The organism is Pedobacter sp. BS3 (assembly GCF_008274585.1).
Lineage (GTDB): Bacteria > Bacteroidota > Bacteroidia > Sphingobacteriales > Sphingobacteriaceae > Hufsiella_A.
This window is the reverse complement of sequence record NZ_VTRT01000001.1, coordinates 549,855-565,686: the sequence shown is the minus strand read 5'-3', so window position 1 is coordinate 565,686 and position 15,832 is coordinate 549,855. Positions and strand designations below refer to the sequence as shown.

11 protein-coding genes are annotated in these 15,832 nt (G+C 45.8%); all 11 read left to right on the top strand.

The genetic code is table 11. From position 1 onward, the window contains the following. Nucleotides 1–330 precede the first annotated feature (330 nt). Nucleotides 331–2,187, top strand: coding sequence for a DNA mismatch repair endonuclease MutL (gene mutL / locus FW774_RS02470; RefSeq protein ID WP_149346567.1), 1,857 nt, complete (start codon nt 331–333; stop codon nt 2,185–2,187). Nucleotides 2,188–2,207: 20 nt separating this feature from the next. Further along, on the top strand, nt 2,208–2,915 hold the full coding sequence (locus tag FW774_RS02465; RefSeq protein WP_149346566.1) for a rhomboid family intramembrane serine protease: 708 nt from the start codon (nt 2,208–2,210) through the stop codon (nt 2,913–2,915). After that, entirely contained in the window at nt 2,912–3,784 is an 873-nt protein-coding gene (locus tag FW774_RS02460) for a rhomboid family intramembrane serine protease (RefSeq protein WP_149346565.1), read from the top strand. The genes FW774_RS02465 and FW774_RS02460 overlap by 4 nt, the downstream gene beginning before the upstream one ends. After that, nucleotides 3,759–4,892: an endonuclease/exonuclease/phosphatase family protein gene (locus FW774_RS02455; protein WP_149346564.1), complete on the top strand. Its 1,134-nt coding sequence runs from the start codon at nt 3,759–3,761 to the stop codon at nt 4,890–4,892. Before FW774_RS02460 ends, FW774_RS02455 begins: the two co-directional genes overlap by 26 nt. A 378-nt stretch (nt 4,893–5,270) precedes the next feature. Further along, nucleotides 5,271–6,953: a glycoside hydrolase family 28 protein gene (locus tag FW774_RS02450; protein WP_149346563.1), complete on the top strand. Its 1,683-nt coding sequence runs from the start codon at nt 5,271–5,273 to the stop codon at nt 6,951–6,953. Continuing rightward, the gene (locus FW774_RS02445; protein ID WP_149346562.1) at nt 6,953–8,881 is read left to right on the top strand and encodes a glycoside hydrolase family 88 protein; all 1,929 of its coding nucleotides are present in this window, start codon (nt 6,953–6,955) and stop codon (nt 8,879–8,881) included. The genes FW774_RS02450 and FW774_RS02445 overlap by 1 nt, the downstream gene beginning before the upstream one ends. A gap of 53 nt (nt 8,882–8,934) precedes the next feature. Continuing rightward, on the top strand, nt 8,935–9,927 hold the full coding sequence (pelA, locus tag FW774_RS02440; RefSeq protein ID WP_242457678.1) for a pectate lyase: 993 nt from the start codon (nt 8,935–8,937) through the stop codon (nt 9,925–9,927). Nucleotides 9,928–10,040: 113 nt separating this feature from the next. Then, nucleotides 10,041–11,558, top strand: a complete 1,518-nt coding sequence (locus FW774_RS02435; protein ID WP_149346560.1) for a tagaturonate reductase — start codon at nt 10,041–10,043, stop codon at nt 11,556–11,558. Beyond that, on the top strand, nt 11,555–13,210 hold the full coding sequence (locus tag FW774_RS02430; protein WP_149346559.1) for a UxaA family hydrolase: 1,656 nt from the start codon (nt 11,555–11,557) through the stop codon (nt 13,208–13,210). The genes FW774_RS02435 and FW774_RS02430 overlap by 4 nt, the downstream gene beginning before the upstream one ends. Nucleotides 13,211–13,380: 170 nt before the next feature. Beyond that, nucleotides 13,381–14,781, top strand: coding sequence for a glucuronate isomerase (uxaC, locus tag FW774_RS02425; RefSeq protein ID WP_149346558.1), 1,401 nt, complete (start codon nt 13,381–13,383; stop codon nt 14,779–14,781). Then, entirely contained in the window at nt 14,778–15,797 is a 1,020-nt protein-coding gene (locus FW774_RS02420; protein WP_149346557.1) for a sugar kinase, read from the top strand. The genes uxaC and FW774_RS02420 overlap by 4 nt, the downstream gene beginning before the upstream one ends. Nucleotides 15,798–15,832: the final 35 nt, after the last annotated feature.

Sequence of the window (15,832 nt, the reverse complement as noted above, 5' to 3'; positions counted from 1 at the left end):
TCTTCGGCTACACCGCTCTCCTTACACAGAGTAAGGCTTTGGTGTTCTGCAACTTTCCCTTTCCTAAAAGTTGCGTTTTGGTTTTGGTGGTGAAATTTTATTCAAGGTATAAGAGTTATTTGAATTTTGCAAATCCCTGACTTTAAATTGGCTTTACTTAATTTTAACACTGTTAATTCAAAAAGCACTTTTGTTATTTTTTTCATATTAAACATTCCTATATCCAAATAAAATTTTCAAAAAATAAATCTGTCTTTTATAAGTTTTACAAAAATTACATATTTTTCAAAAAAGAGCTTAATGGTAAATTTTAGCTAATTTTGCTTAGCTATGCCAGACATTATACAATTACTCCCAGACGCTGTTGCGAATCAGATTGCTGCAGGCGAGGTTATACAACGCCCCGCCTCGGCAGTGAAAGAGCTCATAGAGAATGCAATAGACGCCGGAGCCGATAAGATACAGCTTATCGTTAAAGATGCCGGGAAATCGTTAATCCAGGTAATTGATAACGGCTGCGGCATGAGCGTTACCGATGCCCGCATGTGCTTTGAGCGACACGCCACATCAAAAATCCGTAAAGCCGAAGACCTTTTTGCCATACGTACGATGGGTTTCAGGGGCGAAGCCATGGCATCTATAGCCGCCATAGCACAGGTGGAGCTTAAAACCCGCAGGCATGAGGATGAGCTGGGAAACTGTATATGCATTGAAGGTTCCGAAGTAATTAGCCAGGAAGCCGTTGCCGCACCTGCCGGAACCAGTATCAGCATCAAAAACCTGTTTTACAATACACCTGCCCGTAGGAATTTCTTAAAAGGGAACCCGGTAGAGATGCGTCATATTGTAGATGAATTTCAGCGGACAGCGTTGGCAAATCCCGGTATATTTTTTAGCCTGCATCACGATGGTAACGAATTGTATCACCTGCCTTCGGGGGGACTCAAACAACGCATTGTACACCTGTTTGGAAATAATTACAACCAAAGGCTTGTTCCCGTAGAAGAAGATACGACCATTATCCGGCTTAGCGGTTTTGTAGGCAAGCCCGAATTTGCCAAGAAAACCCGCGGCGAACAGTTCTTCTTTGTAAACAACCGCTTTATTAAGGACCCCTACCTTAACCATGCCGTAATAACAGCATACAGCGAAATTCTGCCCGATGACAGCTACCCGCTTTATGTATTGTTTATAGATATTGACCCCGCCAAAATCGACATCAACGTACATCCAACCAAAACCGAGATTAAGTACCAGGATGAAAAATCAATATACGCCATTATACGGTCGGCGGTAAAACGTTCGCTGGGGCGATACAACATTACACCAACGCTTGATTTTGACCAGGAAACCGGCTTCAATCACCTGATAAGCCAGAAACCGATGGAAGAAATTGTACAGCCCAAAGTAGCGTTTAACCCGGATTTTAACCCGTTTAAAACCGAGGAAACACGTTCTGGCCGGGAATCCCTTCCCAAAATGTACGAACGACCGGCGACTGCAAAGAATTGGGGATCGCTATACGATATTGTGCGTTCAGACACTAACGAACCCCAGCAGCAACAAATGGATTTGCCCGGCAACGAGGCTGTGCAGCAGGCCGATGTACAAAAGCCGGCCGAAAAACAGATTTTCCAGCTGCATAACCGCTTTTTAATTACGCAGATAAAATCGGGTTTTATGCTGATAGACCAGCAGGCTGCACATGAGCGCATCCTGTACGAGCGGTTTTCGCAGCAATTGCAAAGCCGCCAGGGAGCCAGTCAGCAAAGCTTGTTTCCGCAAACCGTGTCGTTAAACGCTGCCGATTTTGAGCTGTTAAAAGACCTCTTGCCCGATATACAGGCGCTCGGTTTCCAGATACGCGAATTTGGACGTAATACCGTTGTAGTAGAAGGTATTCCTGCCGATATCGGCTCAAATCTGAGCGAATCGGAAGTATTGGAGCACCTGATAGAAGGATTTAAAAATAATCACGCGATATTAAAGCTGGATAAACGCGATAACCTGGCCCGTACCTTAGCAAAAAACGCCGCCATTAAAGCCGGTACTCCGCTCGTTGCCGAAGAACGAACTTTGCTTATCGATGAGCTTTTCGCTTGTGCCATGCCCAATGTATCGCTACAGGGAAAACCTGTTATTTTAACGTTTACCATAGAAGAGCTTTTGCAAAAATTTGAAAAATAGAACCAGAGAAAATTAGTTACATGAACTCATTCAAAACGTCACCATTTGCCAATATTCCTACCGTAGTAAAAAACCTGATTATCATTAACATCATCTTTTTTATTGCTACCCTTGTTTTCAACAATCAGCCCCTGATACAGTGGTTTGGCGTTTTTTACCCTGATTCACCCTTTTTCCGTATCTGGCAGATAGTGACCTATATGTTTATGCATGGCAGCATCGGGCACATTTTTCTCAATATGTTTGCCCTGTTCATGTTTGGCTCTTCGCTGGAATATGTAATGGGCCCCAAACGTTTTCTCAATTTCTACCTGCTGACCGGATTTGGCGCACTGGCACTACAATTTCTGGTACAGGCAATAGAAGTTTACGGTATAGTTGGCAGCGTACATGTAGGCGGCCAGATATCCGGCAGCATCACACAAGCACAATTTGAAAAGCTCCAGGAAATCTACCGAAGCCCGATGGTTGGCGCTTCGGGAGCCATATTCGGCATACTTATTGCCTTTGGAATGCTGTTTCCGGAAACGGAGTTATTTTTAATATTTTTTCCGGTACCCATAAAAGCAAAGTATTTTATTCCGTTGTATATTCTACTGGAATTATATCTGGGTATCAAGCAGTATGCAGGAGATTCCGTTGCACATTTTGCGCATTTAGGAGGTGCATTGTTTGGATTTATATTGATCAAAGCATGGGGCTATAAACGTCACGACAGGTTTTTATGAGCAATACGGTTTTTAACGAAATAAAATACAAGGTCTTTCGCTCGGGCAGCAGGTTAAACTTATTCATCGGGATAAACGTCCTGTTTTTCCTGGTAATCAAGCTGATACAGGTTCTTGAGTTTATATTCCGGGCAGAGTGGGGATTAGCCAGCTGGATTGTTCTTCACGTTTCTATGCCGCCATACCTGCCTAACCTGCTGTATAAATTCTGGACGCCTTTTACCTATATGTTTGCTCATGCCGAATTTTTCCATATCCTGTGGAATATGCTCTGGCTGTTCTGGATGGGCCGCATTTTTGAAGATTTTTTAAACCGCCGGCAATTTACCTTCACATATCTTGCGGGAGGACTGGCCGGAGCGCTGCTGTTTATAGCAGCTTTTAACCTGTTACCCGCTTTTAGCGATAATATCACGCTGTCGCCGCCGCTTATCGGAGCATCGGCCAGTGTGATGGCCATTGTGGTAGCTACTGCCACGCTGCTGCCCGATTATACGATCATGTTGCTGCTTATTGGCCCGGTGCGTTTAAAATGGCTGGCTATTGTGTACATCGTTTTAGATATTATCGGTATACTGGATAATCCTGGCGGAAGTTTCGCCCATCTGGGTGGCGCAATATTGGGTTTCGTATTTATTAAACAGCTTCAAAAAGGTAATGATTGGAGTAAATTATTTGAGAAAAAACCCAGGCTCAGGGTTGTAAAAAATCATCCCGTTAAACGGGATACACCTAAAACCGATAAAGATATACCCGACCAGGAACTGATAGACAGGTTATTAGACAAGATATCCCAGTCGGGATACGATAGCCTGAGCAAAAAAGAAAAGGAGCAATTATTTAATGCCAGCAAGAAAAGCCAATCCTAAAAGAAAAGGCAAAAAAACAGGCTTTTTTACCAAAGCGGTTCTGGTCGTCAATATATTGATAGCCGGCATGCTGCTGCTTGCTTATATGGCCCCGGTAATTAACCCCAAAACATTCTGGCCGGTTTCTTTTTTCGGGCTTGCTTATCCTTTTTTATTATTTGCCAACGTATTTTTTGTACTCTACTGGCTTATCAGCAAACCAAAATTCGCATTGATATCGGCACTGTGTGTATTGGTTGGATGGTCGTACATTACCAAAACCATTGGCTTCAGAAGCCAGACAGGAAACAACGCTCCCAAATCATCCGAAAATATGATACGGGTGCTTACCTACAATGTGCATTATTTCCAGAAGTTTGACGCTAAACGCGATACCGCTACCAAGCAGCAAATGCTGGACCTGATTGCCAATGAAAAACCGGATATCCTCTGCATCCAGGAGTTTTTTACACGGCAGAAAGGCGTTTACAACTTTAAAAAGATATTGAAAGAAGCTACCGGCCTGCCTTACCTGTACTTTGAATCGAGCAATGGTAATGATTTTGAGCAAACGGGCCTGGCTATCTTATCCCGGTATCCTATCATAAACCAGGGACATATCGCTTTCCCGAATACCGGCTCGGGCAACGAAGCTATTTTTGCCGACGTAAAGTATAAAAAGAAACTGGTACGCGTTTATTGTGTGCATCTGCAATCCATTAACTTTCAGCCGGAAGATTACCAGTATCTAAACGAGGTGAAGCAGATAAACACCAATGTAAAATCGTCAAAACGTATAGGCAGCCGGCTGAAGCAGGCGTTTATTAAACGAAGCGAGCAGGTGCACATTCTAAAGGAACACGCATCGGGATGGAACGCTCCCAAAATGGTTTGCGGTGATTTTAACGATACCCCTGTTTCGTATGCCGTAAATTATATGGAAGACGGCATGCAGAACGCTTTCCAGGAAAAAGGCAGCGGTTTTGGCATTACCTATAATGGCGATTTCCCTAACTTCCAGATTGACTATATCCTCGCATCGCCGCAGTTTTCAATCAGGAATTACCGGGTTATCGGTAAAAAGCTCTCTGACCACTATGCGGTAAGAAGCGACTTGGAATTGAAGTAGCTATTATAAATCTCCAGCATAACGCAGACAGCGTTCGAAACGCTGTCTGCGTTATGCAATACCTACGGGGTTTATTAAACATAGCAGCACTGTTTTAACAAAACTAAACCCGGCAGAAGCGGCAGCCCCGATTGCAATGAGGGCTACAGCGGATGACGGGACTATCAGAACCGATGCACCTCTGCAACTGCTTTTCAAAAAATAATATCCGGCCGGTAATTTCCCTTTTTTAGCTTCCGATTTTGCGCCGGAATTTTTCCGGATACGTTCCCGGCAACGTTTGCGTAAATTTTTACCCGCTTACACTCCCCATATTACATTTAAAGATTGTACAATTGTTATAAACTATCCCGATTAACCAACAATCGATTATTCGTTATGGAGAAAAATTTCTGCTTTAGAACATATCTGTTACAATGGTTTTTGCCGGCTGCGCTGTTAAGCTGCGGTCTGTTTTTGCCGGCCCGGGCCGAAGATAAACCGGCGTTACCCGTTATTGCCGAACCGGTATTTAAAAAAGATACCTTTAACATTGTAAGCTACGGCGCCAAAGGCGACGGCCTTTTTCTGAACAGCCAAAACATTAACCGGGCCATTGCCGATTGCAGCAGCAAAGGCGGCGGTGTTGTGCTTGTGCCGCAAGGCTTGTGGCTAACCGGCCCTATCGAGCTGAAAAGCAACGTTAACCTGCACGTTCAACGCGATGCTATTTTACTGTTTACCAAAGATTTTTCGCAGTATAAGCTGGTAGAAGGCAACTGGGAAGGACAGCCGGCGGTTAGGAATCAATCACCTATTTCGGGAGCTAACCTGGAAAACATTGCCATTACCGGCAGCGGTATTATTGACGGCGGCGGCGATGCCTGGCGTATGGTGAAAAAAGATAAGCTTACAGAATCGCAATGGAAAAGACTGGTGGCTTCGGGCGGTATGGTAAGCGAAGATAAAAAGACCTGGTATCCGTCAGAAAGTGCATTTAAAGGTTCGAAAACAAAAAATGCTGGTGTTATTGCGCCTGGGAAAACACTGGCCGATTATGCGGAAATCAAAGATTTTCTTCGGCCCAACCTGCTGGTGCTGACCAACTGTAAAAAAGTACTTCTGGAGGGCGTTACTTTTCAGAACTCGCCGGCCTGGTGCCTGCATCCGTTAATGTGCGAAGATTTAACGCTGCGTAACATTTACGCCAAAAATCCCTGGTACGCTCAAAACGGCGACGGCGTGGATGTGGAATCGTGCAAAAATGTGCTGATAGAAAACAGCACGTTTGATGTAGGCGATGATGGCATCTGCATCAAATCAGGTCGCGACGAGGCCGGACGCAAACGCGGCATGCCTACCGAGAATGTGATTGTACGCAACAACGTGGTTTATCACGCTCACGGCGGATTTGTTATCGGCAGTGAAATGTCTGGTGGGGCACGCAATATCCACGTGTATGATTGTTCATTTATCGGAACCGATATCGGTCTTCGCTTTAAAACAACCCGCGGTCGCGGTGGTGTAGTGGAAGATATTTATATTAACCGTATCAATATGAGTGAAATTGCCGGCGAAGCCATCCTGTTTGATATGTATTACGCCGCGGTAGACCCTGTTCCGCTGGCCGGCGAAAAACGCGAAGCCCCGAAAACAATTACTTATCCCGTTACCGAAGCCACGCCGCAGTTCCGCAATTTCTATATCCGCGATATTGCCTGTAACGGTGCATCAAAAGCCGTATTTGTACGCGGCCTGCCCGAAATGAACATTAAAAATATCGCTTTTGAGAACATGACCATCCAGGCTAAAAAAGGTATTGAATGTATTGAAGCCAACGGCATCAGTTTTAAAAACGTACATATCGCTTCAGGCGATGTCAACCCGGTGATAACACTTCAAAACAGCAGCAATATCACGTTCAGCCAGTTAACGTATCCTGAAAAAACCGCACTGCTGTTTACTGTTACGGGCGAAAAATCGGCAGGAATAAAAGTGAACAGTACCGATGTTTCAGGTGCGGCCAAAGTGTATAACATCGCCGAAGGTGCTAAAACTTCAGCCATAAAAATCAGCAAATAATGAATAAGACCGTTCAATATATAGGCTTACTGTTCGTGCTGATAGGCTCAGCATGCAGCCAGGGCAGCACACAAACACTCCCATTATCAGAGCAAATGGCAGCTACCGCGATGGAAACTTTGTGGAAAGATACTGCCGGGGTGGCTCCAAAACCTGAAAAATGGACGTACGACCAGGGTGTGGTCTTAGAAGGTATCGCCGCCTTATGGCGAAAAACCGGCGACGGACGTTATTTCAACTACATCCAGAAAAGCATGGATTATTTTGTAGATAACGACGGAAATATCGCTACTTACAAGCCCACGGCTTTTAACATTGACAATGTAAAGAACGGACGCACTTTGTTGCTGCTTTACAAGGTTACCGGCAAACAAAAATATCTCAAAGCCGCCAATCAGTTGTGGGAACAGCTGCAAAAGCAGCCCCGAACCAACGAAGGCGGTTTCTGGCATAAGAAAATTTATCCCTACCAGATGTGGCTGGACGGCCTGTACATGGGCGAACCTTTTTACACGGAATATGCTGCCCTGATGAATAAGCCCGATGCTTTTAACGACATTGCCAACCAGTTTATTTACATGGAAAAGCATGCCCGCGATGCAAAAACGGGTTTGTTATACCACGGCTGGGATGAATCAAAGGCGCAGCAGTGGGCCAATAAAACAACCGGAGCTTCGCCTAATTTCTGGGCACGGGCTATGGGCTGGTATATCATGGCGCTGGTAGATGTGCTGGATTATTTCCCGGCAAATCACCCGAAAAGGGCTGAATTATTAGCTATCCTGAACCGTACGGCGGCAGCCGCCTTAAAATACCAGGATGCCAAATCTGGCGTGTGGTATGATATTTTAGACAAACAAACGGCAAAAGGCAATTACCTGGAAGCTTCGGCATCCAGCATGTTTGTGTATGGTTTTGCCAAGGGCCTGCGAATGGGTTATTTGCCGCAAACGTATCTCGCGGCTGCAAAAAAAGGGTATGAGGGTCTGAAAAAGGAGTTCATTGTTTCTGCCGGGCAAAACCGGGTAAACCTGAACGGAACGGTGAGTGTGTCGGGTTTAGGCGGTAAACCTTACCGGGACGGCAGCTACGAATATTATATCAGCGAAAAGGTAATTACCAACGACCCTAAGGGCGTAGGTGCATTCCTGCTGGCCGCTAACGAAATGGAGCTGGCCGCCATCCCGAAAACCGGCAAGGGAAAAACCGTTTTGCTGGATAACTTTTTCAATAACGAATATACCAAAGGCCCTTCCGGCGAAAAAGTTCCGTTTCATTATATCTGGAATGAGGACGATAACAACGGGTTCTCATTATTTGGAAGCATTTTCCAAAACCGTGGCTTAAAGCTGGCTACGCTTCATGAAGCGCCCACCGCAACAAACCTGAAAGGAAGCGACATTTATATCATTGTTGACCCTGATACTGAAAAGGAAACCGAAAAGCCAAATTATATGACACCGGCATACGCTCAACAAATCAGTCAGTGGGTAAAGGCTGGCGGTGTATTGGTATTGTTCATGAATGATGCAGGCAACTGTGAGTTTAAAAACTTCAACCAGTTACCCGAACTGTTCGGTATCCATTTCAATGAAGATAGCCGCAATAAAGTAGAAGGTCGGAATTTTGAGCAGGGAGCCATTTCCATCCCGGCAGGTAATGCCATTTTCAAAACCGCTAAAAAAATATACATCAAAGAAATCTCGACCCTTAACATTAAACAGCCTGCAACTGCCCGTTTAACCGATGGTAGCGATGTAATTATAGCAACTGCAAAATATGGCAAAGGAACCGTTTTTGCCGTAGGCGACCCCTGGTTTTATAACGAGTATTTAGACGGACGCAAGCTGCCCGCACAATACCAGAATTTTGCTGCCGCAACAGACCTGGTTAACTGGCTTATCGGGCAAATACCAACAAAAAAGTAATGAATAATATGTGCAGTACATTTTTTAAACCCGTAGTCCTGTTAATCTGCCTGATGGCAGCCCAATTCAGCTATGCCCAAACCACAGACCCCATAGCCGAGAACATGCTGGTTTATCAGCGTAGCGTAGGTGGATGGCCTAAAGCGGTGAACAATATTAAAGTTGATTATAACAAGCCGCTTACCGCGGATGAAAAGCAAGCCATCAAAGCCGACTCACTACATGAAGATGCCACTTTCGACAACAAGGCCACCAGTCGTGAAATTAATTACCTGGTAACAGCTTATAAGAAAACCGGCAACAAAAATTACCTTGCTGCTGCCGAAAAAGGCATCAATTACATTTTAAATGCCCAGTATGATAATGGCGGCTGGCCGCAGTTCTATCCCGATAAACATTTATACCGTTCGGAAATAACCTATAACGATAATGCCATGATTAATGTGCTCAATATCCTACAGGATATTGTAGATAAAAAGCACGATTATGATGTGGTCAATCCGGCATTTGTCCCCAAAGCCAAAGCCGCGGTAGCCAAAGGCATTGACTGCATATTAAAAACGCAAATTGCTGTTAATGGAAAGTTAACCGCCTGGTGTGCCCAATACGATAAAGACTCCCTGAAACCGGCCAAAGCACGAGCTTTTGAATTACCTTCCATAGCCAGCGGCGAATCAGTTGGAATTGTGCAATTTTTAATGCGGCAAAAAAATCCGTCACCGGAAATAAAGAAATCTATAGAAAGCGCTATGGCCTGGTTTGAAAAATCCAAAATACCGGGATATAAATTTGAAATCATTAAAGATGCCAGTCAGCCAACAGGCAAAGACGGCATTGTAGTTGCCGACCCGAATTCCGTTACCTGGGCACGATTTTATGATATTGATACCAACAAGCCACAGTTTGTCGGTCGTGATAGCAAGCCTAAGGAAACACTCGCCGAAATAGAAAACGAGCGTCGGGCCGGATATGCCTGGTACGGCACCTGGCCACAAAAGCTATTCGATAAAGATTATCCGAAATGGCTGGCCACCAATGCGAAATAAATGAAACTATTGTTAAGTTAACTATAAACTGACCCGAAAATTCATCTTTATACTTCTGATTTCAAACGCATTACCGGTTTTTACTTTTGAATTTTTACTTTTTACTTGACCGTATGATTCTCTCTAAAGATAACCTGAAACACATTGATAACGCCGGTGTGAACGTACCGGATGAGGCGTTATTCCACCTGCCCGAAAAAGTACTTCAGTTCGGGACCGGCGTACTTCTACGCGGACTGCCCGCTTATTTCATAGACAAAGCCAATCGCCAGGGGATTTTTAACGGGCGCATTGCGGTGGTGAAATCTACCAATCACGGTTCTACAGACGATTTTGATAACCAGGATAATCTGTACACGCTGTGCATCCGGGGAATTGAGAACGGTCAGAAAATTGAGGAAGATATTATCTGCTCGGCCATCAGCAGGGTGATAACCGCCACCAAACAATGGGACGATATCCTGGCTATCGCCGCATCAAAGGATTTGGAAATTGTGATTTCCAATACCACCGAGGTTGGCATCCAATACGTGGAAGAAGATATTACACAAGGCGTACCCGATTCCTTCCCAGGTAAGCTCACCGCAGTATTATACCATCGCTTTAAAGCCTTTAACGGCGATAAAAATGCCGGGCTTATTATCGTTCCAACAGAATTGATTCCGGATAACGGTAAAAAATTACGTAACATTGTCGTCCGGCTTGCCCGGTTCAATAGACTGGAAGAAGATTTTATCAGTTGGCTGCAAGCCAGCAATACGTTTTGCGATTCGCTGGTAGACCGCATTGTTCCCGGTAAACCGGATAAAGAAACAGCCGGGGAGTTTTTTGCACAGGCCGGTTATACCGATAACCTGATTGCTGTGGCCGAAGTTTACCGTCTCTGGGCCATTGAAGGCGATGAGCATGTGAAAGAAAAACTGTCGTTTGCACAGGCCGACGCGGGTGTGATTATTGCTCCCGATATTGAAATTTACAGGGAATTGAAATTACGCTTATTGAACGGAACGCATACCCTGAGCTGCGGTTTAGCTTTCCTTGCAGGATTTGAGACCGTGAAAAATGCGATGGATAACGAGGATATGGAACAGTTTATTTCGCACCTGATGCTTGACGAGATAGCGCCGGCCATACCTTACGCCGTATCGCCCGAAGAAGCCCGGGACTTTTCCGTAAAAGTGCTCGACCGTTTCCGCAACCAGGAAATAAAACATGCCTGGCTGGCCATTACCGTGCAGTATTCCATGAAAATGCGCATGCGGGTAGTCCCGGTTTTGTTAAATCATTATAAGCTGAGCTCAGCAGTACCGGAACATATTGCGACCGGTTTTGCGGCATACCTGTTGTTCTTAAAACCAGTGCGCCACGAGCATGGTAAATATTATGGTTCTGTTAACGGCTTATCTTATCTCATAACTGATGATTACGCCGGTTATTTCTATGAACAATGGCAAAAACATCCGGATAACGAGCTGGTATCTGCCGTGCTTGCCAACAAACAGTTGTGGGGCGAAGACCTGACACAGCTATCGGGTTTTGAGCAGGCCGTAGCAGCCCGGCTCAGAAGCATCAGCAGGAATGGCGTTTTACCCGTTCTACAACATCTCAAAAACAGTATCGTTCAATCATGAGCAAAAAAACAGTAAAAGTTCACCCGGCAGATAATGTGATTGTGGCCCTTACCGACTTGCAGGCCGGGGAAACCGTAACCCATAACGATGAAGAATTTGTGCTGGCAGATGCCGTGCGGGCCAAGCATAAATTTGCACAGCACGACCTGGAGCCGGGCAGCGATATCATTATGTACGGTGTGCTGGTTGGCAAAGCGCAGCATTTTATCCCGAAAGGCGGTGTATTAACCACGGCCAATGTAAAACATGCCGCCAGCGGATTTACAACCGGTCAGCGTCATACCGACTGGCATAAACCCGATGTATCTGCCTGGCAGAACCGTACCTTTAACGGTTATCACCGCAGCGATGGCAGCGTAGGTACAGCCAATTACTGGCTGGTTATCCCGATGGTATTTTGCGAAAACCGCAACCTCGAAGTATTGCAGGAAGCGCTGGTTGAACCTTTAGGTTACGGCCGGAATAAGGTCTATTCTGCACAAGCCCGCGAACTGATTAACCTGTACCGTTCAGGCAGGCAGGTAGAAGAAATACTTAATGCCGATTTACAGCAGGATAAGGATAACCGTTCGCCGCAGGAACGTCTGTTCCCCAACGTAGACGGTATAAAATTCCTGAATCATACCGGCGGTTGCGGCGGCACACGGCAGGATTCGCAAACCTTATGCGGATTGCTGGCCGGGTACATTACGCATCCCAACGTAGCTGGAGCTACCGTATTAAGTTTAGGCTGTCAGAATGCGCAAGTACCCATTTTACTGGAAGAAATACAAAAGCGGTCGCCGAGCTTTGACAAGCCCCTGTATATCCTGGAACAGCAAAAAGTTGGCACCGAAGCCGATATGCTTTCGCAGGCCATTAAGCAAACATTCGCGGGACTGATACAAGCTAATCAGAATGTGCGCAAACCGGCTCCGTTAAGTAAAATCTGTATCGGCCTGGAATGTGGCGGGTCTGATGGCTTTTCAGGCATTTCCGCCAACCCGGCCATTGGCTATACCTCGGATATGTTGGTGGCCCTGGGCGGTTCGGTAATATTGGCCGAATTTCCCGAACTTTGCGGCGTGGAGCAAAACCTGAGCGACCGTTGCATTAACCTGAACGATGCCGAACGTTTTTCCGGGTTAATGAAAACATACAGCCAGCGTGCCGAAGCGGCCGGGTCGGGATTCGATATGAATCCGTCGCCGGGAAATATTAAAGATGGTTTGATAACCGATGCTATTAAATCGGCCGGAGCCGCAAAAAAAGCGGGAACATCGCCGGTGGTAGAAGTGCTCGATTATCCTGAAAAGGTAACCAAGCCCGGTCTTAACCTGCTGTGTACGCCGGGCAACGATGTGGAATCAACCACTGCCGAAGTAGGTTCGGGTGCAACCATTGTGCTGTTCACTACCGGACTGGGAACACCAACCGGAAACCCGGTAACGCCGGTTGTAAAAATAGCCAGCAACACAGCGCTGTTTAACCGGATGAGAGACATCATCGACATCAATACCGGAACTATTATCGAGGGACAGGAAACCATTGAGCAGGCCGGCGAACGGATACTGGATTACGTAGTAAAAGTAGCCAGCGGCGAAATTGAAGTTGCTGCCGTACGGCACGGGCAGGACGACTTTATCCCGTGGAAACGGGGAGTAAGCCTGTAGAAAGGTAGAGGGTAAAGAGGCGGAAGGTTGAAGGCAATGGAGAGAAGCAAGAACATAGAGACAACACAATAAATTAAGTTACGAGTTGTGTGTTATCAGTTACGAGTCCTATCCCGGGGTCAAAACAGGTAACACACAACTCGTAACCCGCAACAATAGATAACTGACTAATGAAAACTTTTTTAGACGAGGATTTTTTACTGCAAACCAAAACGGCACAGCGGCTTTACCATGATTTTGCTAAAGCGATGCCGATTATAGATTACCACAATCACCTAATACCGGAACAGATTGCAAACGATATCAATTTCGAAAACATTACCCAGGCCTGGCTATATGGCGACCACTACAAATGGCGGGCGATGCGTGCCAATGGGGTGAACGAGAAATACATCACCGGCAACGCGTCGGATTTTGAAAAATTTGAGAAATGGGCCGAAACTGTTCCCTACACCATGCGTAATCCGCTGTACCACTGGACACACCTGGAACTTCAGCGGTATTTTAATGTCAACGAGTTGCTTTCCGGAAAAACCGCCCACAGCGTTTATGATAACTGTTCGGCGAAGCTGCAAACTTCCGAATATTCAGTACGTGGATTGTTACGCAAAATGAATATTCAGGTGCTTTGTACCACCGATGACCCGGTAGATAACCTGGAATACCATCAGCAGATAGCAGGCAGCGGTTTTGAAATCAAGGCTTTACCCGCTTTTCGTCCTGATAAAGCGATGAATTCGGACGATATATCGGCTTTGAACACATACATCAATAAGCTGGAGGAAGTAAGCAATACATCCATCAGCAGCTTACAACAATACCTCGATGCCCTTAAAAAACGTCACGATTACTTTGCACAAAATGGCTGCTCGGTGTCCGACCATGGCTTGGAGCAAATCTATGCCGAAGATTATACCGAAGAAGAAATAGTAGCAATTTTTGGCAAAATCAGGGCAAATCAGGCTATCTCGCACCAGGAAAACCTGAAATTCAAATCAGCAATGCTGGTGTATTTTGCCATTTGGGACCACGAGAAAGGCTGGGTACAACAATATCATTTAGGCGCTTTGCGGAACAACAATACCCGCATGTTAAGCCAGCTTGGACCTGATACCGGCTGGGATTCTATCGGCGATTTCAGCCAGGCACGCATGCTGTCGAAGTTTTTAAACCGGCTGGACACCAATAACCAGCTGGCTAAAACCATTATCTACAACCTCAATCCTGCCGATAATGAACTGATTGCAACCATGATTGGTAACTTTAACGACGGTTCTGTTGCCGGTAAAGTTCAGTTTGGTTCGGCATGGTGGTTTTTAGACCAGAAAGATGGCATGATTAAACAGCTTAACACCCTTTCAAATATGGGCTTGATAAGTCGTATGGTCGGTATGCTAACCGATTCGAGGAGCTTCCTGTCGTTCCCGCGGCATGAATATTTCAGGCGTATCGTGTGTAACCTGTTCGGCGAAGACGTTGAAAATGGCGAATTGCCCGGCGATTTGGAATGGATTGGAAAGATTATTCAGGATATTTGCTATTTTAACGCCAAAAATTATTTTGGCTGGTGAAAACCAAAGTTCTCTGTTTCGGCGAATTATTATTGAGGGTTTCTCCCGCTCCTGCTGACGATGCCGGAGGGAAAAACCCTTTCCTGTTGTATATCGGTGGTGCGGAAGCCAATGCCGCAACTGCACTGGCCGAATGGAACATTCCGGTAAAATATTGTACCGCGTTGCCCGATAATTTCATGTCGCGGCACGTTATTGATTACCTGGAATATAAAGGCATTTATACCTCCTCCGTATTGCTGTCCGGTAACCGCATCGGCGTTTATTACCTGGAACGCGGCGCCGACCTGAAAGGCAGCGTCATTTACGACCGTGAACATTCTTCGTTCTCCGAATTAAAACGCGGCATGATCAACTGGGATAAAATATTCCGCGATGTTTCCTGGTTCCATTTTACAGCCATAAGTCCGGCGCTAAATGAGCAGGTAGCCGATGTTTGCCTCGAGGCTCTGGAATTCGCGTCCAAGCGAAATATCACCATCTCGGTTGACCTGAACTATCGTTCACGCCTGTGGAAATACGGCAAACAGCCCGTAGAAATTATGCCGAAACTGGTTGAGCATTGCGATGTAGTAATGGGCAACATCTGGTCGGCAAACAGCTTGTTAGGTACAGCCATTGATGAAGATATTCATAGCAAAGGCACCAAACAGGCTTACCTGGACCATGCTAAGGCAACCTCGCTTGAACTGATGAAACGGTTTCCCAAGTGTAAAGCCGTTGCCAATACTTTCCGGTTTGACAGTCCCGGTAAAGACTTACTGTATTACACCACCTTATATACCAACGGACAGCAATTTAACTCCCCCGAATTTACCACTACCGGCGTTGTTGACCGTTCGGGCAGCGGCGATTGTTTCATGGCCGGTCTGATATACGGTTTCTATAACCAACATCAGCCGCAGGACATCTTAGATTATGCTACTGCCGCCGCCTTCGGAAAGCTGCAGGAGCAAGGCGATGCTACCGGTCAGGATGTACTGACGGTATCGAAGCTGAAAAAAGGCAAGGAATAATACTAACGTTGACAACTTTTAAGGTGCTTTGCCGG